Genomic DNA, 21363 nt, shown 5'->3' with positions numbered 1-21363 from the left:
CAGCAGCCGCACGCGTCGCTTCCATTCGCATCCCCTTGTTCCTTGAATCCCAAAGTCTAGACTTTGCCGCGAAAATCAAGTTGGACTTGGGTCCATCGGGCAAGAGGAGAGTTAGCCTTGGCGTTCAAATCGGGTCGTCGTTCCAGCATCCCGGCGCTGATCGCCGTCGGGGCCGCCCTGCTGGCAAGCGGGTGCCATAGCGTCAGCCCTACCTTGCACCAGGGTGAAGCAGCGCTGACGGCGACCGGCATCGCCAACCCCGAAATGACGCCCGGCGTGTATCGTCTTGGTCCAGCTGACGTGGTCGACATCAACGTAGCCTACGAACCGGACCTCAGCGTTGATCAGGCGAGCGTCGATACGGCCGGCAACGTCTCGATGCCCCTTCTCGGTACCGTTCGGGTGGGCGGCAAGACGGCCGAGGAAGCCGCGCGCGAGATTGAGGCACTGCTCGGTGCCCGTTATCTCCGGCGACCGGAAGTTTCGGTCAACATCACCCAATTCGCTCGGCAAGTGGTGACGGTCGAAGGCGATGTCGAAGAGCCCGGGCGCTATGACGTTCGCGGTACGTCGTCATTGATCCAAGCCGTTGCGCTTGCGCGTGGCCCGACCCGCACTGCCCGCCTGAACGAAGTCATTATCTTCCGTACCGTGAACGGTCAGCGGATGGGTGCGATGTTCGACCTTCGCCGGATCCGGCGCGGCTTCGAACCCGACCCATTAGTCCTGGGCGGCGACATTGTCGTCGTCGGCACTTCCGAACTAAAGGGTGCCTTCCGCGACTTCCTCGGCGCGGCCCCGGCCCTCGCCGTGTTCCGACCCTACTAAAAGGCACCGGCCCCGGTCAGGACGACGCGCACGGTCCGAAGCACGATCCACAAGTCGAGCCAGACGGACCAGTTCGCCACGTAGAAAGAGTCGGCGAGCTCGCGGACCCGAAAGTCGCTGTCGTTGCGGTGCTCGACCTGCCAGAAGCCGGTCAAACCGGGCAGCATGTCGCGGCGCAGGTCGCGCCCCTCTTCGCTGTACAAATCCACTTCCCGCGTCGGCATGACCCGTGGCCCGACCAAGCTCATGTCGCCCTTGATAATACTCCAAAGCTGCGGAAGCTCGTCGATGCTTGCCTTGCGGATGATTTTCCCGACGCCGGGGATGATGCGCGGGTCGTTACGAAGCTTCATCGTCCGCTCATATTCGAAGCGGGCCATTTCATCCTTGGCGAGATAGGCTGCAAGCTTGGCTTCCGCCCCGACCACCATCGACCGCAGCTTGTAGATCTTGATCGGCTTCCCGCGCCGGCCCTCACGTGTCTGCGAGAAGAAAATCGGCCCTGGATCCGCGGCATAGATGCCGATGCCGGCAATCAGGATCAGTGGCGACGCCAGGATCAGCGCGGGGAGGCAGATGGCGATATCCATCGCGCGCTTCAGCAACCGCTGGTGCCACGTGAAGCGCGCGTGCCGAGTCTCGATAGCAACATAGGGTCCGAGCGGCCGCGCCCGGGCAAGCCAGTGGCCCTGCCCTACCAGATTCGAGAAGATCTGAAGATGCGGGTAACGGCGCGCAAGCTGCTGCGCGAGCTGGTGGTTCCGTTCATCAGCCCAGCCAGTGCCAACCGCCAACAAGGCGTGCGACACATGATAGGGGAATTCGAAACTGCCTGCTGCATCAGCCCGACCGACCAAAGGCACGCCGAACAAGTCGCGGGTCTCGTTAGCCTCAGCCCTCTCCGTCGTGAACACCGCAACAGGAACATAGCCGAGTTCCGGGCGCGAGAGCAGTTCGCGGATTGCGCGACGGGCGGCCAGGCCATTGCCGATCACTGCGACCGGAGCGCCATATTGCTTCAGTGCGATCAGGCGGGACCGGATGAACGTTCGGCATGTGTAGGTGAGCGGCAAGGAAAGCGGCCAGATCAACAGGCCGAACAGCCGCCAAGTCTCATAACTGCCGGAAGCGATTAGAAGCGCGCAGTGGATTACGAGGGCGGCCGAACTAGTGCGAAACGAGCGTCTCAGTTCCTCCGGCGGATAGAGGCCGTAAGGCGTGAAGAGTTCGCTTGCGCCGCGGAACAGGAACCAGGCGGCAGCGGTCGACCACAACCCCCAGTGCAACGGCGGAAGGGGGCCGAAAAGCAGGCGCCGGAACAGCACGATGATCGCCAAAGCCAGCGCGAGAGCGATCGCATCGGCGATGATCAGCGAAAGCCTGCTCACCCTGGTTGCATTTGCAGACCATTGCAGCGGCGGCATTCCGGGGGTGCGGCGTTCATGGAAGGTGGCGGGCTTGGAGTACTCAACCGCCGCCGACGACGTCATAGATCGGCTCCCTGGTTCAGGGCGATGAGGCGGAGATAATCCGTGGAGTCCATGTGCTGACGGATCGCCGACTCAAGAACGGGCAGGTCGATTTCGCCGTTCGCGAACTGCCGCGTGGCGGCGCCTCGCGTCTCGTCTGCCTGCAAGTAGCGGCCGACTGCTTGCCGCAGCTCCTCATCAGCCGATGCGTTCTGGTTATAATGGTCGCGGAGACCGCCGAGCGTGCGCACCAGATCGCCGCGCGCCTTTGCTTCTTCCGCAAAGTCGAGCTCCTTCGACCCACGCACCAGCCGAGCGTAGGTGTCAGACGCCCGGAGATGAAGTTCGACGCAGGCGAGCAGGCCATCGCCGACCTGCCCTTCCCCACCGTCGCCGGCAGGAGTTCGCTCGTCGATCAACTTCATCGCCGATCGCGCCAGGGCCCGCAGACCCTCGATATCTTCGGGCGACCAGGCGCGCGGTTTCGAGTCCACAACGCACAGTGCACCGATCGCCTGGCCGTCCTCCGTCTCAAGCGGGATACCGGCATATGCGATCACGCCGGCATCGACCGCGTCATTGTCCTTCAGCACCGGGTGCTCGCGCGCATTTTCGACCACGAGCGGCTGGTTGGCGGCGACCGCATGCTTGCAGAACGACATGCTAAGCGGCTGCGACACACCCGCGAGCTCGGATGGTGCGCCATTTTCCGACGCGCTCTTGATGAATTGCCGTTCGTCGCTGATCACCGTGACGAAGGCGCTCGGCGCTCCCAGGAGGCGCGCCGCCATCCGGGTAAGCTGATCGAAATCCGGCTCCGAGCCGGTATCGAGCAGGCCGGTGCGCCGAACCGCGCTCATCCGCTTTGGATCCGACAGCTTCCGCAAATCGTCCATACGCAATACTTCTCCCGTTTGCGGACCGGACCACCGATGTGCCGCCACGCTTCAGCAACGAAGCCTCATCAGCTAGCTATTATGAGAATGTTGCGAAGGATTGAACCCGGCCGAGGTTTTTCGCGCGGATGTCGTGTCTTGTAGCCTTCTTTAGAGCAGACACTCGCTTGAGGATCTTGCTGGCCTCGCCATTTTCAGCGCTCACCAGCCCGCTCAGATCACGTGGGCTCAATCAAAACATAAATGGAAGGAAAATGGTGGGCGTGGCAAGGATTGAACTTGCGACCCCTGCGATGTCAACACAGTGCTCTACCACTGAGCTACACGCCCACTGTGACGCGCATGTAGAGGGGGGCAGCGGCGGGCGCAACCCTCCAGCGCCGCCTAAAGTCGTCCGTGCTGATCCTCGGTCTGGAACATGCGATCGACCTCGGCCACCAGGTCCTTGAGGTGGAACGGCTTGGACAGCATCTTGGCCTCGGGTGCGGTTCGGCCACTCTGAAGCGCGACTGCGGCAAAGCCCGTGATGAACATGACGCGGATCGCGGGATCGATTGCCGAGGCCTTCTGGGCCAGCTCGATCCCATCCATCTCCGGCATGACGATGTCCGTCAGCAGAAGGTCGAAGCGCTCGGCCTCTAGCAAGGGCATCGCCTCCGTACCGCAGCCAACCGCCACAACCTCGTAACCCACACGTTGCAGGGCACGCTGGAGATACTCGCGCATTGAGCTATCGTCTTCGGCAAGCAGGATTCGCATCATCAACTCAACTATGCGCCCAAGAAGTGAATTTTTCCAGAAGCGTTCTGGCGCCCCGCGCGTTTCACCGCATCAGCGCGAGTCCTAAACTGGCACATGTCATCCCCGTTCCTTCCCCCGCCAATCATTCATCACGGCCGCGGCGACTTGCCCGTGCTGCTGTCCGTCCCGCATTCGGGCCGAGACTATCCGGATTGGCTTCTGGACCTGGCAACCCAAGGCTTTCGCTCGCTGTCGAGCCTGGAGGATCCGTTCGTCGATCGGCTGGTCTGGCGAGCGATGCAGCACGGGGTCGGCGCGGTGATCGCCCGGACCCCGCGCGCGGCGGTTGACTGCAACCGGGCCGAGAATGAGATCGATCCCAGCGTCGTGGAAGGCGGATCGGCAAGGCCGCTGACCGCCCGTGCCCGAGGCGGACTGGGGATTGTACCGGGCCGCACACAGCAGCACGGCTATCTATGGCGCCGTCCGATCCGCCGCCACGATCTCGAGAAGAGGCTCGATGCTGCTCACCGCCCTTACCATCAGGCGGTGGAAGATCAGCTTGAACTCATCTTGCAACGGTTCGGCTGTGCCCTTCTGCTCGACTGCCACTCCATGCCGCCGCCTCCTGCGGGAACGCCGCCGATCGTCTTCGGCGATTGCCACGGACGAACAGCGGCGGACTGGCTGACACGGGAGGCGGAAGCGGTAGCGGCCCACGAAGGCTTCGCTGCCCAGGCGAACGAACCATTCGCCGGCGGCTATGTCGTCGAGCGGCATGGAGCGCCGGGTCGCAACGTGCACGCCATCCAGGTGGAGATCGACCGGCGCTGCTATCTCGACGAGCGCCTTCGAGAACCGGCGGACGGCTTCGACGATGTTGCCCGTCTCCTGGAGGCGCTCACCGTCGAGCTGGGCAGCAGCCTCCTGCGCCGGCAGTTCGCGGTCGCGGCCGAGTAAGTAGATAAGAAAATGGCCGCCCCGCAGTTACGCGGGACGGCCAGTTCAGGGAGGGACGCACTCTCGTGCGCTGCCGAATATCGGCGGAGCGAGGGGGAGACGCGCCGCCAGTCAGCAATGCTCAAATGGTAGCGACCCTTGCACCCTTCAAGTCAGCTTGTCGCGCCAGACTCACGCCTCAGCGGCTGCACCATTGGGAAGCGGGATTGGTCCCTTACCCTGGCTGACCTGTCGCGAGAAAATGTCGCGGGTCTGCGCCAGCGAGAACAGATGAGCGAAGATCAGCCCGAGCATGCCGTTCTGGTTCATCTTGCGAAGCTCATCTCCACGGAGGTTCCGAAGCTTCTCCTCGTCGACCATCTGAAAGCCACGATAAACGAAGGGCTGTTCCTGACCTTCGGGCTGAATCGCAACCTCACCTTCCATCAGAAGGTCGGCCTTCTTAAGCTCATCCATGAACGCACCGGTGCGCTGGCCGGCAGTCTCAAACTGCTCGCAGAACTGAAGGATCGCCTTAGTCGCCTCGCTCGGCTGGTCGCCGTCGAACAAGGGCTCACCGTCCTCGAATTCGCCAACGCTGCCGGAACTTGGGTCCACGCACAGCGACAGTTCGTCGCTGTCGGGCTGCAGGCGGGCGAGAAGGAACGGATAACGGCGAAGGTAAGCGGGCACGTACACCGATCGATCGATCAGCGCCCCTTCCTCATCGAGAAAGACGTTCACGCCCTCGTTGAGGCCCATCAGAGCGAGAGGAATGGGATTGTCGCCCACTGAAAACACGACCGGATAGTTCCGCTGCAGGAGCGGGAATTCCTCCACGGTCGCGGGCACGGCATGAACGGAGGCCATCGCCGGGACCTTCTCCAGCCGCCGGATGCGCCATGCACCATGCTGGTTGGAATTAAGCGGCTCGAGCTGATTATACAGTAAAGGCAGGCCCTGGGCAGGCGCGGCAGTCGCCATCTCGCATCGTCTCCTGGAAGGCGGTCCCACAGCGCGACGCTGCCGCGGGCCGAAAACAAGGGCTGCGTCCTATTCGCCGGATGCCACGAAGGCAAGGCCGCCCTGCAGCCGCATTGCAGGGCACAAGGTCACGGAAAGTCAACGAAATGGCGCTAAGCACCGCCGTCGAAAGGATCATCCGTGGGGACCATCCGAGGATTGCTGAGGACGAGCCGGGCGGATGCCGAGCCGGCGGCCGACGTGCGGCTTCACTCCTCACGCGCCGAAAAGCTGATCGCCGCCTTTGAAAGCAGCGGCAAGGGCTGGTTTTGGGAAACGTCGCGAGACGGGACTTTGTCCTATATTAGCGACAGCGTGGCGCACGCCCTCGGCCGCACTGAAAACGATGTTCTCGGCCGACCATTCACGGATCTCATCTCCACTGAAACGGCCGAGGGAGCGGCAGCGTCGGAGCGAACACTCGGCTTCTACCTGTCGTCGCACGTGGCGTTCAAAGACCTGATCGTTCGTGCGAAGACCAAGGATGAGGTCTGGTGGTCCGTCAGCGGCGCGCCCGTGCTCGACGAGGTAGGCCGGTTCTTCGGTTTTCGCGGTTTCGCGTCCGACCTCACCAAGATGCGCCAGTCGGAGGTCGAACTCGATCGGCTGGCGCGGCAGGACTCGCTGACCGGCCTGGCCAATCGCGAGATGCTCCGCCGGGCACTCGACGACGCATTAGTGGGCGCTGCGCGCCGCAAGCACCGCTGCTCGGTATTCCTGCTCGACCTTGATCGGTTCAAGGCAGTCAACGATACGCTCGGCCACCCCGCGGGAGACACCTTGCTTCGGCTCGTCTCGCTTCGGCTTCGCGATGCCGTGGGCAAGTTGGGGCAGGTAGGCCGTCTTGGCGGCGACGAATTTCAGGTCGTGCTCCCGGGCACGTCCGACAAGGACGAGCTTGCGGGCCTGGCCAAGACGATCATCGACAGCGTCTCGCGACCCTACACGATCAACGGTACCGTTGTTTCCATCGGCACGTCGGTGGGGATCGTCACGTCGGATTACGACGACCGTACCGCGGACGACCTGATGCGTGACGCGGATCTCGCGCTCTACGCCGCCAAGGCCGCCGGAAAGGGCTGCTACCGCTTCTTCATCCCTGACATGCATGAGGCCGCCCGCCAGCGGCAATTGCTCGAATCCGACTTGCGTGTCGCCCTCGAACGCGGGGAGATGAGCCTCGCCTACCAGCCATGCGTTGATTCGCTCAGCGAGGAGGTCACCGGCTTTGAGGCGCTGATCCGGTGGGTCCACCCAGATCGAGGGCCGGTCAGTCCCGCTCACTTCATTCCCATCGCCGAAGAGCTCCGGCTGATAGACGAACTTGGCGAATGGGTGCTGAAGACCGCGTGCGCCGAGGCGGCAAACTGGCCGGCGCACATCAGTGTCGCGGTTAACCTGTCGCCCGTCCAGTTCAAGTCGCCGGAATTGCCTTTCGTCGTTCGGATGGCGCTTGCACAATCCGGCCTTCCGCCCAGCCGGCTCGAACTCGAGATCACGGAGGGCGTGTTCCTCAGCAACGACGACCACGTCCATGAAATGATCGGCAGTCTGAAGGACATCGGAATCAAGCTTGCGCTCGACGACTTTGGTACCGGATATTCCTCGCTGAGCTATTTGCAGCGTGTGCCGTTCGACAAGATCAAGATCGACCGCTCCTTCGTCAGCGGCGCATCCGATCCGGCAAGCCGCAATGCCGCGCTCATTCGGGCGATGGTAGGGCTTGCTTCCGACCTCAAGATGCAGACGACGGCCGAGGGTGTGGAGACGAAGGAAGAGCTTCAATTGGTCCGCGACCTTGGCTGCTCGCTAGTTCAGGGCTACATTTTCGGAAAGCCGATGCCGGACGAGCAGGCGCGAGCGCTGGCTGCAAAAGGGTCCGCAGCATTGCCCGACTCTCACCTGCCCAAGCGCGAACCGCGGATGCGGATCATTCGGGCGGCCTTGCTTCATCATGAAGGCCGTGTGCTCGGCGCGAGGCTTCGCAACATTTCGTCAGGCGGAGCCCTGGTGGAGTGCCGTGAGGAGTTGCCCGAGGGAGCGGCAATCCAGCTGGACTTCGCTGCTGGCGGGCTGATCGCCGCCGAGATCCGGTGGCGGAAAGGCACGCAATTCGGGTGCAAGTTCCATAGAAACTTCAACCTGAAACTGCTGCAGCCTGGGAAGGCTGCTTAGGAGCCCGTTGAGCGGTCACGCAGAGAATCTGTGACGTTGGTCGGGTTCGCCCACCGGCCGGTGCTCGCGCCCTCTCCGCGCCGGCGCACTCCGGCGCTTCGCACATAAGCTAAAGGGAACCACCGCTTGCGCGATGGCTCCCTCAAGACATGGTCAGCGGCCGGAGGTACCCGGCCGTTCCATCGGGTGAAGGTTAGCCCCTCACCCCCGAAACGACTGAGACCGACCCCTCTGCTGAACCATGAGACATCGGATCACCTCCTTTCGCTGCGTTAAAGCCAGGGAGATGATGATTCGAACGCAGGTGCAACACAAGTCTTGTAAAGAAATTTAATTTCGGCAATCTTCGATGGCTCGTGCCGGCTCCGGCCAGTTGGCCACTACCAAGGGCGCGGACCCTCCTCCAGTCACCGTGAAGTGCCCGCGGCTGAATGCCACGCCGTCGAGCAGCGCGTCCGAACTGGGCAGCTCGGCTGTCAGGAAGCCGGTCGAGGGATTGTATGTTGCAGGCAGCGAGCGCGACGTGGTGCTGCTCCAAACCGTCATTGAGCTGGCGGCGATCGTACGAGCGGAGATCGCTATGCGCCTTGTCTGGCGGGTGCAGCGCATAATGAGCAACGTCTGCCCCGCGCCATCCCGGAAGCTTGCTTCGCTTCCGCTTGCCGTGGCCGCATAGCTCCAGCTGCCAGGCCGCGGCGCTATGTTCTGATGATCGATGCGCGGCTGCGACAGCGCCGCCTCTGCAAACAAGGCCAAGGCTCCGCCCGCCACTACCAAACGCATGATCGTCATTCCTCAGCGAGCGAGCTTGTCGACCTTGGCCTGAAGCGCCGCAAGCTCCGCGCGAAGCTGTTCGACCTCGGTCTGGTCGCCCGCCGGCTTGGCACCGCCGGTGAACCCCCGGCTCGCATCTTCGAACATGGCCATGTTGCGCTTCGCCATATCGGCCAGGACGTTGCCGCCGAAGGCATCGCGAACCGCCGTTTGATTGCGCTCAAACGCGTCCATGGCGGCTTCGAGATATTGCGGCACCATGCCCTGCATCGAATTGCCGTACAGGCCGATCAACTGCTTCAGGAAATTGACCGGGAGCATGGTCGATCCGCGCGATTCCTCGTCGACGATGATCTGCGTCAGTACCTGACGCGTGATGTCCTCACCCGTCTTCGCGTCCACCACCTCAAACTCGCGCCCTTCGCGAGTCATCTCGGCAAGACGGTCGAGGGTGATGTAGGTCGAGCTTTCTGTGTCATAGAGACGCCGGTTGGCGTACTTCTTGATCGTGACCTTGCCCGCTGCCTTTGCCATTTGCCGCTCCCGAAACGTGAACCCATGATAGTCACGGAACATAGTGCACTGCAACATGAACATGCGCCGCGCCCGCTGCCCTTGTTTTTGCAGTTGGTCCGCGACGTCGCCGTGCACAATCCGGAACTTGCGCATCGTGCCCTTCGTGGCCTGTCGCTCTATGCTGCGGCGCCGCGCGAACCGCGGGAGCGAGCAGGCCCGATCGTGGCGGAAGCCGGCGCAGCAACGCTTCGGGATCAAGGGGGCGAAGGAACGCCGATCCTGTTCGTTCCGTCGCTCATCAATCCGCCCGGCATCCTCGATCTTGATGAAGAAGTTTCACTTACGAGAGCCGTGGCCGGAAAGGGCTTCCGATCGCTGCTGGTGGACTGGGGCATCGCCGAGCAGCGCAACCTTTCCATCGGCGAACACGTCGAACAGCTTCTGCTGCCCTTGATGAAGGCGCTTGGTGAGCCGGCGGTCCTGGTCGGTTACTGCCTGGGCGGCACGATGGCCGTTGCTGCCGCAAATATCGCTGCAGCCAAAGCGGTCGTCACGCTGGCGGCACCGTGGCGCTTCTCCGCTTACCCGGATGCCGGCCGAGCAGGGCTCAAACGATTATGGGACGACGCTCTTCCGGGCGCACGAATGCTCGGCGTTCTGCCGATGGAGGTTCTTCAGGCGAGCTTCTGGTCACTCGACCCCCAGCGCACCGTCGCCAAATTTGCCGAGCTTGCGGAAATGGATCCGAGCGGCTCCGAGTTCAGGCGCTTTGTCGCGCTTGAAGACTGGGCGAACGATGGCGATCCGCTGCCTTTGCCGGCGGCCGGAGAACTGTTGGAGGACATGTTCCAAAGCGATGTCACAGGTCTCGGAGGGTGGACCGTCGGCGGACGGGCAATCGCCATGCCGTCTTGCCCGACATTGCATTTCACGGCCGCTCGCGATCGGATCACACCGTCAGACGCCGCCCCCAGTGGCAATCAGATCCAACTGCCGGCGGGTCATGTGGGAATGGTCGTTGGACGCTCCCGCCACACGCTCCACGATGAGCTCGGCCGCTTTCTCGACGCTTGCCGCTAGGCGCCCCGGCGGCTAACGAGGGCGCACGCACCCATAGCTCAGCTGGATAGAGCGTTGCCCTCCGAAGGCAAAGGCCAGAGGTTCGAATCCTCTTGGGTGCGCCACCTTGTCCATTTAGCTGTTCACTTTCAACGAGTTTGCTGGCTCGTTGGCTAACCTTTCACGAAGGTTAGCCATCAGCATATCAGCAGCAACGTCGGAGAGAAGCTTCTGATCAGCGGCAGCTGTATAGCGAGCCACTTCGCTATCGGTCGTGTGACCGGTCCACGCCTTGATCTGCTGGTTACTGCAACCTGCCTCGGCAAAACGCCGCGCGGCTGCCTTACGGAGGCCATGGGCAGAGCAATGCGGAAGATTGGCCTCATCGCACCATTGCCGGAATTTGTTGCCGAATCCCTTCCGGCTGAATGGCTTCCCATGTTCGCTCAACAAGAAAACCAGTGCCCCCGGCCGAGCAGCAAGAATCGACTCTGCCAGTGGCGCCAGAACTGGCAGCGACACTGTTGCCCCCGTTTTCTCCTGCGTCACTACGAGACGCTTGTTGCGCACGTGTTGCGGCCCCATTAGCCGCGCGTCACCTCCCCGCTGTCCAGTCCATAGCATAAGGTCAAAACCCAGCCGGGCCTTCGTTCCGACTACGTGACGCGCCTCGAACAGGGCGATCTCATCTTCGGTCCAAGTATGGAAGCCGTCGCTCTCTACCTTGTATGGCCGGGTGGCGACCACGGGGTTTGTTTCTGTCCAGCCTTGGCGGATGGCGAACTTCATGAGTCCATTTAATCGCTTCCGGAGCATGTTGGCTGCCGTCCGATGAGGCAGCATTTCTGCAATCATCTTCTCGACGTGGGGAGTTCGGAGGTCACGAACCATTCCTTCGCCGTACTTCGCGCGCCAACGTTCCAGCACCCCCCGATAGACTTCACGGGTACGTTCACTCGGATCCAGAAAATCTGGAGAGCGATAGTACCGGCCAATTAGATCATTGAATGAGCCAGGCTTTGCCCGATCGGCACCGGCAACGATTGGCTCTGCGGCTACGCCTTCAAGGCAGGCCTGGTATTCTTGGCGGAAACCCTCAGTCCCCGGACTGGCCTTGAATAGATACTGAGCATAGCCCTTCCGCCTGAAGCGGTAGCGGGGCTTGCCGTGCCGGTCCCGGTATTCGGACACCCACTGAGGAAGCCAGCGCTTCACCGGCTTTGGCCCATGATCTTGTCAAAACTGTTCACCGAGTGGCCACCACCCGGCACTTCCAGGTTCACTGTGATCGAACCGTCTATGCCGATCGTGTATCCGCTTGGGTAAAGTCCAGCTGCCACAGCGGCTTTTAGCGCTCGGGCGGCGTCAGCTTGCTTGAACGAGGATCTTTGCTTGCTCATGCTGTTTCCAGCACTTTTGTCTGAACAGCATCGTAGGACGGCGTGAACTCATCCCATTCGTCATTCCATTCGCAACCACGCAGCACCTGCGCCAGTTGGTACAGGCAGTCTTCGCTGACTGTGCGTGAGCTCCAAAGGTGAGGACCGGTTCGAGCATTCCACACCGCACGGAACCTCTGATCGCCATCTGCCTCATAGGCAATCCGCTCCGGCGACTTCCACTCGTACCTGAGACGCCAGAACAGCCCCGTCGGAGTGTTGAATGAGACGTCAGCCTGATATCCAGGGCAGGATACTTCCAGTCTGAAATTCACGACGTCCAGGTCGTAATTATCGCCTTCGTCACCTTCGTCGAGGTAGCCGTAGCGCACCCACCAGTCCAACGCGGTTTCAAGAAGCGTCCCGAGATCGTATGCTTCGCCAGAACTTGTCGTAATGAAGCCGTTCCGAGGAAGAGAATGCATTTTCTCTCCATTCGGGCCAGGTCTGCTGCCTTCGAAATTGCACAATTTAGCAGCTCGGAGACGCTGAACAGTGTTCTGCGCGTCGGCTAGTTCCCCGTCATACATCACCGCAAGAAGCAGATTCGCCGCATCTGTAGGCCCCATTTCGGGAGCTCCGGAACCACGAGGACCAGAGCTAAGCAGCTTGTACTTCCTTAGCTGAGCGGCGGCTGTGCGAATGCGGCTTGGCTCGATCTGCAAAGCCGCAGTCATCCCGTCCACTAATCTCGCAAGCTTCGCCACGTTTCGAGATCTAGTCTCAAATCGTTTTGAGATCAAGTCTTAAAACGAGCTTTTTCTTACACTAGAAAAGCTTCATCTGTGCAGCCTATCCGATAAACGAATGTCCGCAATGGGTGGAAAGCGGACGCTACGCAGGAAAGGCAGCGAGAAGCCCGTCGTCCCAAATTAGCAGTGCAGCGTTACCCAGCACACCGAAAGCCACGAGTGGCCATTTGACTGGTCGGAAATCTATTGCTCCCCATCGCTTCTGGCGAATGAGTTGGGTGAGCCAAACAGCGTGCAGCAAAGCAAAGTTCGTCACGACTAGCACCCAGAAGGTGGCAGCCGACTGAAGAGCCGCCGCCGGGAAGAGCAGCAGCGAATTAAAAATGCTAGCTTTCCCCAAATGCCCTGCGCTCGCGTCGGCTGTCTGGGCTGCGACCATGCACAATCATCTGCAACGAAGCGTGAATGTCTGCAAGGGGTCATAGTCCGACATTGGCTGAACGACCGGAACGGATGGAAAGCGGACGTTGTGTGTTCTTGTGCTTAGGCTGGTTCTCGCATCAGAACCCGACCCTCCGCCTTACTTTTACCGACGGTTGACGGTCCATTCGTGCTCGTACTCGACTTCGTCCGCGATCGCTCGACCAACGGGGTCTGTGCTTGGTCTGAAACGAAACCGTTGCTCGATCAGGTTGCAGGTCAGTGTATCAAGTTCAGGGATGCCGCTCGAACGACCGACCCTGCAGCGGCTGACCCGGCCATTGACCTCGACGCTGAAGGTGACGCGCACCACCCCTCCGATCCCCGCGTTCCCAAGTTTTCTCGGATAGTCGGACGGAAAGATGTCACCGGCGATCTGTTCGAGCTCGGTTCCTCCTCCGTTCCCGACGCCTCCGAGACCAGACCCTGTCGAGCCGGTTCCTCCACCGGACCCGCTGCCGATCGCTGGGCCGGCCCCTAATCCGCCGCCGGAAGTAGGCAGTGGCGCGGCGCGGGTGGGGACGATGGGAAGGGTAGCCGGACTTGCCCTCCCTTGGGCGTCTCCCAGCGATCCTCCCAAGCGCGCTGGAGGAGCCTTTGGTGCATTTTGTTGCTGCGCTTCTGACCTGCGCCGCCGGACCTCAGGGACCTTAGGTCTTGAAGGCTGAATGTTCGGAAGTGGCGGCAACGTGATCTGGATCAGCTGCTGCGCTCCTGTCCTCATTCGGCCCACGCTGACGTGAAGACCCGACGAAAGAGCGATGCAGAAACCTACGGTAACGACAGCCGCCGCGGCAAGCGCAGAGTAGCGCTCCCGCGGCGGTGTCCGCTCAAGGCTGCGGGCCATAGATGCCCTGCCTTAGCTTATCGATAATAGCAGCGCGAACCGGCCGTAATGGAGCGATCGACAGCCCGACCTGCGAGAGCGCCTCCGGCGGCCCCTGCTACAGTACCCAAGATACCCTTACCGATAACCTTGCGGCCCACCAACGCACCGCCAACACCACCAGCAACTAGGCCGGTCGTACCATTCGAACGACGGCAGTATTTACGAGCATAGTGGGTCCGTCCGCTCTTGAGATGATGAACGTGGTAACGACCAGTCGCATGAGCATTGGCCGATGCCATCACAGCCGGAACGGAACTGGTTGCGACCACTGCTGCAGCGGCGGCCAACATCGAAAACTTGCGCATCACACTTACTCCCATTTGATTCTGTTGATGAACAGCCATTTGGGTCTGATGGTTGCTCTAACTGCGAAGCCCAGGAGGGCACCGTAGGCAGAATCTAGCCGTAGCGAATGAACGCGCTTTGAATTAGCGGTTCATAATCAAGAGCACTGACGGTTCCTCGGCCGACCCGTGCAAACACTCCAGCTATGGTTAATGTGGTTATTAGCAGCGTTAAAGTGCTGCGCTCACTTCTATTTGTGTCATCGTGAGGCTTCTCGACGACCTTCAGGTGCCCCCAGATGATGTTTTCTCGCGTACTTTCGATTGGCTCACGTGACCTTGCAATTGATCTCGGGACGGCGAACACGCTCGTCTATGTCCAGGGCCGTGGCATCGTTCTGGATGAGCCATCAGTCGTAACGATTCAGTTTGAGAACGGTGTTCGAAGCGTGCGAGCCGTCGGGAACGATGCCAAGCTGATGATGGGAAAGACGCCGGAGAACGTGAAAACTATCCGTCCGCTTCGAGCTGGGGTCATTGCGGACCTTGATGTCGCCGAGCAGATGATAAAGCACTTCATCGAAAAGGCACGCGACGGCGGCCGGTTCTCGCGCAAGCCTGAGGTTGTAATCTGCATCCCCTCGGGTTCAACGTCCGTCGAGCGTAGGGCGATTCGCGACGCCGTTACCAATGCCGGGGCCACCCAAGTATCCCTCCTAGACGAACCGATGGCGGCCGCGCTCGGCGCCGGCCTCCCGATTGCCGATCCGGTCGGATCCATGGTCGTGGACATTGGCGGCGGCACCACCGAGGTCGGTGTCATTTCGCTGCAGGGAATGGCTTATAGCGAATCTGCGCGAGTGGGCGGCGACAAGATGGACGAGGCAATCTCGTCCTACGTCCGGAGGCGGTACAACATGCTGATTGGGGAAGCCACGTCTGAGCGGGTCAAGATGGAGATCGGCACGGCGGTGCGGCCCATTGACTCCAGAGGGCCAACCGCCACGGTCAAAGGTCGTGACTTAGCACGGGGTGTGCCGACGGAGCTTGTACTCTCTCAAGCCGAAGTAGCTGAGGCGCTGGCTGAGCCGGTTGGCAGGATCGTGCACGTGGTCCGCACTGCGCTTGAGCACACAAAGCCCGAGATCGCCGCTGATGTGATCGACCACGGCATTACCATGACTGGGGGCGGGTCGCTCCTTCGCGGCATCGACACGCTGATTGCGGAGGCGACCGGCTTGCCGGTCCGGATCGCCGACGACCCACTGACTTGCGTCGCTAGAGGAGCGGGCCAGACCTTGGAAGATCAAGTGTATCGCGGGGCGTTGCAGGCAGCGTGACGCCCGCGACATTCAAGGTCACTCTCGTACCCTGATCGGGGTTCCCTCTTCAGGCAAGAGCGACTGAACTCGAGCTGCCTCCGCGCCGACTGCCGTTACTACACGTTAGTCGATCGGCAAGCACGCATCAGCGTAAAATCCGCCTGACGTTCAAAATGTTCGTGCTAGTCCGCAATGGGTCGATTGCAGACCTTCGCTAAACGTCTCGAATGGGTGGAAAGCCGACCGTAGACGTCCGGACATCTAGGAACTCTCAGTGAAGCGCTTATGAGCGCCGTGCATTCAGCTCCGCAAATGTTCGGAACTCAGCCTGCAATCCCTTGTCGTGCACCCCCTCGGTGAGTTGCCTGACAGCTTCCTCGATTGCCGTCGCATCGGTACTCCGAGCCCGCTCATAGGACATTTCCCAACAACCGAACACGCGCTGGTCGATTGACCGGGACGTCAGCACTACACATGCAAAGTGGCGGGTATCAGCCTGTATGCGATCGTATGTTGCGACGACCTTAGCAGTCGGCCCTTCCAGAGCCTGCAGGAAACGATTGCCACCGGACACAAGCAGTCCGGTCACACCGTCACGTGCATTGTTTACCCGAGAGACCGAGAGAATTTGCTCCAGATCACGAGCACAGGGGAGTGCGCGTGCAGTCGAGATGTAAACTAGCTGATGCATCACTGAGGCCCCACGTTGCTGCACTGTTAGATTTGAGAAACGGCACCAATACGAGGCAACTCGATAAGGACTTGCGAAAATTTCACCTGCGAAAGGCGGGAGAAAGCCGGTAAGTCCTCTCCTGATCTATGTGGTAATCGGTTTTCATGAAAGCGCAGGAAGATCAGCTACCCGATGCGGCGAAACGGCCCGCTAGAGTGCGCGTTCTACAGCCTGCGACTGTCACAAGGTCGAGCGGCGAGGAACAGGCGGTTACCGTAACGGACATATCTGCCAACGGGTTCAGCTTAGAAGGCCAATCTGGCCTTAGCGTAGGTGAACAAATCTACCTGCGCTTAGGCAAGCAGGGTAACGTGCAAGGCGAAATACGCTGGGTAGCCGAAGCCAAAGCCGGTGGAATGCTTTTCGAAAGCTCTCCTGTCGGGCGAACCTGATCCCTCTCGCGTCCGCTATGTTTGAACTCAGGCCTTCGCTGAGTGTCTTCACCGATAGCCCAGAGTTTGATGCTTTATCGTTTAAGGATGGGAAGCTTGATGACCTGCATGACGCTGCTCGCGGCGACGATGCTCATCTCATTCTCCCGCGCCCGCAAGTTCGGATGCCAAACTACCAGCTGCACCTTGCCACCGGGCACGCCATTGAACGTGACCTTGCCGGCTTCGTTGCTTACTCCGGCAAAAGGCGCATCAACGACGCGGATGAAACCCTGCATCTGGTCATGGATGTTGCAGCCGATTGCTACCGTGCCCGGAGTGTTGAAAGTTACCGACCGACTTTCGTCTCGTCCGAAAAGTTTTAGTTCAAATCGTTTGGCCTTGCTGAACGAATAGACATGGTGACGAACCTTGTCGTAATTCGGAAAACTAACCGTTGTTCCGGTGGGTACCACCAACGTACCTGGTGCGAACTGGATATTGCGTTGGCTCATCGACCGTCCAAAGGCATAGCGCGGCACGCCTCCCGGACTACCCTGAGGACGAGCAGATACGACAGCATCGCGTACAGGCCGGCCCGCAGAATCAAGCACGATAACAGTCAGCGTAGACGAGGCCGTAGCACCCGGCGTCGCGACACTAAGCAGGAGGGTAAAAACAAGAGCACTCTTCATCGTAACAAGACCTCTCATCGAAAGCTTAGTAAGTGCATCAGTGTTTACCGATCTCTAACTCAGGCGAATTATACGGGATGCATGCTAGGAAAGTGGATCCTTTGCTTTGCTGGGTTGCTGGTGCCTGCGCCCGCAACGGCGGAGAACCTTCGGCAGGGTGGCAAGCTGCTGCTCACGGACGGAATGACTTCAGTCGAAGGCTCTGCCGGTGGCGGCCTCGCAACCTGGGCTTTGATCGGCGGGAAGGAAACAGATGCGGGAATCGGCGTAAGCGCTCATTCCACCCTTGTTCGAACCGGGCGATTTACCCTTAGCGCAGTCGGTGCAAAGGTCGGCCTGTTTGACCGGGTGGAGCTTTCCTACGGTCGCCAAGTGTTTGATACGCGCTCCGCTGGCGCGAAGCTTGGCCTCGGCAGAGGTTACAAACTGGGTCAGCACGTCATCGGGGCAAAGGTGAAGGTTGTGGGCGACGCCGTCTACGATGAACCTTGGCTTCCGCAGATCTCTCTTGGCGTGCAGCATAAGATTGCAGATAAGGGCACGCTGCTGCGAGCTCTCGGCGCTCGCCATACCAGCGGCACCGACGTGTTTGTTTCTGCCACGAAGCTGCAGCTGGACACCGGCTTTCTGATGGGAGTCACGGCCCGACTGACCAGAGCTAATCAATTTGGGCTCCTCGGCTTTGGCGGCGACCAGAAACGCGGCATGTCGATGCAGGTTGAAGGATCAGTTGGAAAGCTGCTGACCCGCAGGCTCTTGATCGGCGCGGAATATCGCTCAAAGCCTGACAACCTCGCTTTTGCCAAAGAACAGGATGCTGTCGACCTCTTTGCGGCGTACGCAATTCACCGCAATGTTGGGATCACCGCTGGCTACGCCGATCTCGGTAGCATCGCCACTTTCAGCAAGCAGCGTGGTATATACCTGTCGCTGCAAGGAGCTTTCTAATATGATCCTCCCAGCAGTCCTGCTTGCTGTTCAGTTTAGCGCCACTCCGCAGGGGGAAGAGCCTGTCGCAGCGTACGCGGTGAGCAACGCAAATGCCGGTGCTCAGCCCACGTCAGACCCGCGACTACTGGCTGCTTGGCATGGCCGTGCAGGGATCAATCGGGTGATCGACACCTTGATCGATCTCAGCGTCGCCGACCCACGCATTTCCGACATCTTTCGCAACCAGGATCAGGTCAGGCTTCGTCGATTGCTGAAGGAGCAGTTCTGCTACATCCTCGGGGCCGGGTGCGACTACAGTGGTCGAAACATGCGCAATGCGCACAAGGACCTTGGTATCCAAACGGCTGACATGAACGCATTGGTAGAGAACTTGCAAGCAGCCATGGCAGCCGAAAAGGTGCCCATTTGGGCCCAGAACCGCCTGCTTGCGAAGCTAGCGCCCATGCGCAAGGACGTAGTTGAGCGGTAAACAGCGGAACGTTTTGACCTGAGTTAGCCCATGTCCGCATTGGGTCGATTGCCGACCTTAGGCGAGCGTCTGAAACGGGTGGAAAGCGGACGTTTTGCAGACGCCTCAATTGATACTTCCATAGCCAATTGAGATCAGCACCGCGGCTCCAAGCGCGCCGAACAACAGTTCAGTGCGAGCCGGTCGAACGCTCGAGTAGAAGATGAGTCCGAGCCATCCGACGAAAAATGCCGGCATACCAACTGTGATGTAGATGTAGCCTAAGCCGGCGTCGGAATAGAGCGTGTTCATCTCACCGAGGAATGCCGAGCACGTCAGAAGCGCGTAGAGTGGCCAAGCCAGAAAGCTGAGCCCCACGCCTGCATCATTCAGCGTGGTCGAAGCCGGCTCAAGTATGCTTCCACGTGCAGGATCAGGTTGTACAATCACAGCTTGGAACGGCAGCACGATCAGAGCTGCAATCGGCGTTAGGATGCCAAACAGCAGTAGAACTAGCCCAATCCACGAACCAGTCTGAGCGATGGTGGTCATACTCGAACTCACGATGCTTAACTGCCGCGCTCGTATCGGCATCTCGCATTGAAGTTGTGAGCGCGTTGTGAGGGTACGCTGAAAATTGACGTGCCGCCGCAGCCGAGTACCGCCGAATGTCTGCTTTGGGTCAATTGCAGACGTTCAGCGAACGTCCGGGATGGGTGGAAAGCGGACATTGACCACGAGGTGAACGCTTCACCGGCTGAGTCGAAGTGTCCTTCTTACGATGAATAGATATGGGACTATGGCTAGAGCTAAACACGCGAACATCAGCGAGCGCTTCTCGTCAGCGCATTGAGCGGTTTGCATCTCCGTGCCGTCAGCCCAACAGTCGCCATGAGCGAAGGCAATAACACCCACAATCAGAACGGCGCACGTCCAGTAGAAGACTGTGTAAGAGAAGAGCCTTAACCACCTCATTGAAAGAGGCTACCTACGCTCCCGAATGTTCGCAATGGGTGGAAAGCGGACATTAACTGCCGCAACCGCAACATAGATGGATGAATCACGAACAAGCGCCACCGGCCGATGTGCATATCGCGTCCGTGATGATTTGCGGCGCGCCACGTGCTGCGGGCCAGAAGCGCTTGCTGTCCGCCTCTGATGGCGTTTGGGAGCCCGCTTGTCCTCTGCCTTCAACGATAGCTGCGCTGGTTACGGGCGAACTAGGCAACTCAAGCCCAAAGTATGGCGGGTTCCTCCAGATCGCAGATCGCCGTGCTCTTCCGGAGATTGAAAGCCAAGGTTTGTTCTGCTGCTTCCGCGCAGTGCACCGAGCCTATTTGGAGCACGTGCAAACTGCTCCGAACGCAGATCTTTACTCAAAGCTCAGAGATGAGCTGATCCATGTCGGCTGGGATGTGTGCACGGGAAACGGCTGGGTATCCGCGTCTTACGATGGCTACTTTCCAATGGACACCATTGGCGGCGGTTTGGAATCCGACGAAGCGCGCCTGAATGAATGGGCGCTGTTTGGGCTATTACCGGATGCTTTAGCGTGTTGCGCGTTGAACAATGATCGCCTGCCAGCCAGTAAACCCTGGTATCCTGTTTCGGTGTGCGTTGATCGCGGCTCCCACCGGAGGCTTGTTGGCATGCTCGCCTTCTGAAATACGAACGTCCGCAATGGGTGGAAAGCGGACCTAGACCCGCTGTCGTGTTCTTGCAGTTTTCGCCTGCCAGAGCGCCAGTGCAATGCTCACGATGACGAGTAGCAGTGCGCCGTCTCGAAGGTGGTCAAGGCTTTCGGCGAGGTTTGGCGCTGCTCGTAGGTAGAGCACTGCAATCAGCAAACCGGCAGCTAAGCCTGCGATGGCCATGCGGATACCAGTTAAGCGGAACATCACTCTGCCTCCCGACGCTAACGAACTAGCTTAAGTTTACCTGCCGATGTCTAATGTCCGCAATGGGTCGTAAGCGGACGTTGCCTCTTTCTCATCCAAGCTGGTAGCCTCCGAGCATGGACACCGTTTACGATCTATGGTTCGTGCGCGAATACGAACATCGTGAAGACACGGAGCTTCACATTGGCATCTATGCGTCGGAGGCGGATGCCTTAAACGTCGTAGAGACCCTCAAGGACAAACCGGGCTTTCGCGATTATCCTGAAGGCTTTCAAATCAACTCAGCCAAACTGGGCCTAACTGGCTGGCAGGAAGGGTGCGTCACCAACATCGGGCCACCTCCCAAGGACGCCGCCGGTGAAGCGTTCGACGTCCCAGCTTGGCTCTAACCGACGTCCGCTTTGGGTCGGTTGCAGACCTTCGCTGACGTGGTGAAGGGGTGGAAAGCGGACGTTTATTGCTGGAACCCAATGTAGGCGATTAACCCCTCGGCGGATCGAGGGAGCTGTCCTGACTCTTCGAAGCTCGCCAGTGTTGCTTTGCCCTTTTGAGCCTTAGTCCTTCTCGCCTCAAGGACGGACTCAGCGAGGCTACGGAGCCAATCTTGGACAATCTCGGCTCCATTAGGGATAGTCAACTCTATCAACAACAATCACGCGACCGTTTGCGGCGACGCCGAGGCTAAGGCGGTGTCCGGCAGCACTAAAGGCGAAGCCCTCGCCATTCTCCACCCACCAGTGC

At 60.0% G+C, this 21363-nt stretch carries 23 protein-coding genes and 2 tRNA genes; 11 read left to right on the top strand and 14 right to left on the bottom strand.

Features of this window, described 5'->3' with window-relative positions:
* Window positions 1-117 precede the first annotated feature (117 nt).
* On the top strand, window positions 118-828 hold the full coding sequence (locus tag G7077_RS11570; protein WP_166411837.1) for a polysaccharide biosynthesis/export family protein: 711 nt from the start codon (window positions 118-120) through the stop codon (window positions 826-828).
* Here the strand turns inward: G7077_RS11570 and G7077_RS11565 are convergent.
* The 4 genes from G7077_RS11565 to cpdR form a co-directional block, all read right to left on the bottom strand.
* Window positions 825-2216: an exopolysaccharide biosynthesis polyprenyl glycosylphosphotransferase gene (locus G7077_RS11565; protein WP_166411836.1), complete on the bottom strand. Its 1392-nt coding sequence runs from the start codon at window positions 2214-2216 to the stop codon at window positions 825-827. The genes G7077_RS11570 and G7077_RS11565 overlap by 4 nt on opposite strands.
* Window positions 2217-2314: 98 nt before the next feature.
* Complete coding sequence (locus G7077_RS11560) at window positions 2315-3193, bottom strand: GAF domain-containing protein (protein WP_166411835.1); 879 nt, start codon at window positions 3191-3193, stop codon at window positions 2315-2317.
* Between the two features lie 255 nt (window positions 3194-3448).
* Window positions 3449-3523: transfer RNA gene (locus tag G7077_RS11555), tRNA-Val, on the bottom strand.
* Window positions 3524-3577: 54 nt separating this feature from the next.
* Window positions 3578-3955: a cell cycle two-component system response regulator CpdR gene (cpdR, locus tag G7077_RS11550; protein ID WP_166411834.1), complete on the bottom strand. Its 378-nt coding sequence runs from the start codon at window positions 3953-3955 to the stop codon at window positions 3578-3580.
* A gap of 93 nt (window positions 3956-4048) precedes the next feature.
* Between cpdR and G7077_RS11545 the strand changes: the two genes are divergently transcribed.
* Complete coding sequence (locus tag G7077_RS11545; RefSeq protein WP_166411833.1) at window positions 4049-4894, top strand: N-formylglutamate amidohydrolase; 846 nt, start codon at window positions 4049-4051, stop codon at window positions 4892-4894.
* A gap of 171 nt (window positions 4895-5065) precedes the next feature.
* On the opposite strand, the gene G7077_RS11540 is transcribed toward G7077_RS11545, so the two are convergent.
* Window positions 5066-5857 carry a SapC family protein gene (locus G7077_RS11540; protein WP_166411832.1) on the bottom strand — a complete coding sequence of 264 codons (792 nt, stop codon included), beginning with the start codon at window positions 5855-5857 and terminating at the stop codon, window positions 5066-5068.
* A 180-nt stretch (window positions 5858-6037) separates the two neighbouring features.
* Between G7077_RS11540 and G7077_RS11535 the strand changes: the two genes are divergently transcribed.
* Window positions 6038-8071 (top strand): EAL domain-containing protein, encoded by a 2034-nt coding sequence (locus G7077_RS11535; protein ID WP_166411831.1) that lies wholly within the window; start codon window positions 6038-6040, stop codon window positions 8069-8071.
* A 330-nt stretch (window positions 8072-8401) separates the two neighbouring features.
* On the opposite strand, the gene G7077_RS11530 is transcribed toward G7077_RS11535, so the two are convergent.
* Both G7077_RS11530 and phaR read right to left on the bottom strand, forming a co-directional pair.
* Complete coding sequence (locus G7077_RS11530) at window positions 8402-8854, bottom strand: hypothetical protein (RefSeq protein WP_166411830.1); 453 nt, start codon at window positions 8852-8854, stop codon at window positions 8402-8404.
* 12 nt (window positions 8855-8866) lie between these two features.
* A complete protein-coding gene (gene phaR, locus G7077_RS11525; protein WP_166411829.1) occupies window positions 8867-9379 on the bottom strand; it encodes a polyhydroxyalkanoate synthesis repressor PhaR in 513 nt (170 codons plus the stop codon).
* Between the two features lie 24 nt (window positions 9380-9403).
* Between phaR and G7077_RS11520 the strand changes: the two genes are divergently transcribed.
* Together G7077_RS11520 and G7077_RS11515 are read left to right on the top strand one after the other, a co-directional pair.
* A complete protein-coding gene (locus tag G7077_RS11520; protein WP_246167173.1) occupies window positions 9404-10441 on the top strand; it encodes an alpha/beta hydrolase in 1038 nt (345 codons plus the stop codon).
* Window positions 10442-10468: 27 nt separating this feature from the next.
* A tRNA-Arg gene (locus tag G7077_RS11515) sits at window positions 10469-10545 on the top strand.
* A 10-nt stretch (window positions 10546-10555) separates the two neighbouring features.
* On the opposite strand, the gene G7077_RS11510 is transcribed toward G7077_RS11515, so the two are convergent.
* From G7077_RS11510 to G7077_RS11495, 4 genes are all read right to left on the bottom strand, one after another.
* Entirely contained in the window at window positions 10556-11635 is a 1080-nt protein-coding gene (locus G7077_RS11510; protein ID WP_166411828.1) for a tyrosine-type recombinase/integrase, read from the bottom strand.
* Complete coding sequence (locus G7077_RS11505) at window positions 11632-11820, bottom strand: hypothetical protein (protein WP_166409933.1); 189 nt, start codon at window positions 11818-11820, stop codon at window positions 11632-11634. The genes G7077_RS11510 and G7077_RS11505 overlap by 4 nt, the downstream gene beginning before the upstream one ends.
* A complete protein-coding gene (locus tag G7077_RS11500; protein ID WP_166411827.1) occupies window positions 11817-12566 on the bottom strand; it encodes a hypothetical protein in 750 nt (249 codons plus the stop codon). The genes G7077_RS11505 and G7077_RS11500 overlap by 4 nt, the downstream gene beginning before the upstream one ends.
* A 571-nt stretch (window positions 12567-13137) precedes the next feature.
* Entirely contained in the window at window positions 13138-13341 is a 204-nt protein-coding gene (locus G7077_RS11495; protein WP_246167171.1) for an energy transducer TonB, read from the bottom strand.
* A 1162-nt stretch (window positions 13342-14503) separates the two neighbouring features.
* Between G7077_RS11495 and G7077_RS11485 the strand changes: the two genes are divergently transcribed.
* Window positions 14504-15544, top strand: coding sequence for a rod shape-determining protein (locus G7077_RS11485; protein WP_166411825.1), 1041 nt, complete (start codon window positions 14504-14506; stop codon window positions 15542-15544).
* Between the two features lie 265 nt (window positions 15545-15809).
* Here G7077_RS11485 and G7077_RS14600 read toward each other — a convergent pair whose 3' ends face one another.
* Window positions 15810-16217, bottom strand: a complete 408-nt coding sequence (locus G7077_RS14600; protein ID WP_166411824.1) for a BLUF domain-containing protein — start codon at window positions 16215-16217, stop codon at window positions 15810-15812.
* A gap of 146 nt (window positions 16218-16363) precedes the next feature.
* Between G7077_RS14600 and G7077_RS14595 the strand changes: the two genes are divergently transcribed.
* Complete coding sequence (locus tag G7077_RS14595; protein WP_166411823.1) at window positions 16364-16651, top strand: PilZ domain-containing protein; 288 nt, start codon at window positions 16364-16366, stop codon at window positions 16649-16651.
* 74 nt (window positions 16652-16725) lie between these two features.
* Here G7077_RS14595 and G7077_RS11470 read toward each other — a convergent pair whose 3' ends face one another.
* Window positions 16726-17325 carry a cupredoxin domain-containing protein gene (locus tag G7077_RS11470; protein ID WP_166411822.1) on the bottom strand — a complete coding sequence of 200 codons (600 nt, stop codon included), beginning with the start codon at window positions 17323-17325 and terminating at the stop codon, window positions 16726-16728.
* Between the two features lie 81 nt (window positions 17326-17406).
* Here G7077_RS11470 and G7077_RS11465 point away from each other — a divergent pair, with 81 nt between their 5' ends.
* Complete coding sequence (locus G7077_RS11465) at window positions 17407-18273, top strand: DUF3034 family protein (RefSeq protein ID WP_166411821.1); 867 nt, start codon at window positions 17407-17409, stop codon at window positions 18271-18273.
* 163 nt (window positions 18274-18436) lie between these two features.
* The gene (locus tag G7077_RS11460) at window positions 18437-18745 is read left to right on the top strand and encodes a group I truncated hemoglobin (protein ID WP_246167169.1); all 309 of its coding nucleotides are present in this window, start codon (window positions 18437-18439) and stop codon (window positions 18743-18745) included.
* Between the two features lie 105 nt (window positions 18746-18850).
* Here the strand turns inward: G7077_RS11460 and G7077_RS11455 are convergent, their stop codons facing one another.
* Complete coding sequence (locus G7077_RS11455) at window positions 18851-19276, bottom strand: hypothetical protein (RefSeq protein WP_166411819.1); 426 nt, start codon at window positions 19274-19276, stop codon at window positions 18851-18853.
* A 503-nt stretch (window positions 19277-19779) separates the two neighbouring features.
* On the opposite strand from G7077_RS11455, the gene G7077_RS11450 reads away from it, so the two are divergent.
* Both G7077_RS11450 and G7077_RS11445 read left to right on the top strand, forming a co-directional pair.
* Window positions 19780-20388, top strand: a complete 609-nt coding sequence (locus G7077_RS11450; protein WP_166411818.1) for a hypothetical protein — start codon at window positions 19780-19782, stop codon at window positions 20386-20388.
* A 350-nt stretch (window positions 20389-20738) separates the two neighbouring features.
* The gene (locus G7077_RS11445; RefSeq protein WP_166411817.1) at window positions 20739-21011 is read left to right on the top strand and encodes a hypothetical protein; all 273 of its coding nucleotides are present in this window, start codon (window positions 20739-20741) and stop codon (window positions 21009-21011) included.
* Window positions 21012-21363 lie beyond the last annotated feature (352 nt).

Origin of the sequence: Sphingomonas piscis (assembly GCF_011300455.1) — a bacterium.
In the GTDB taxonomy this organism is placed as follows: Bacteria; Pseudomonadota; Alphaproteobacteria; order Sphingomonadales; family Sphingomonadaceae; genus Sphingomicrobium; species Sphingomicrobium piscis.
Note: the sequence above shows the minus strand (reverse complement) of the source record. Positions and strands in the feature narration are given on the sequence as shown.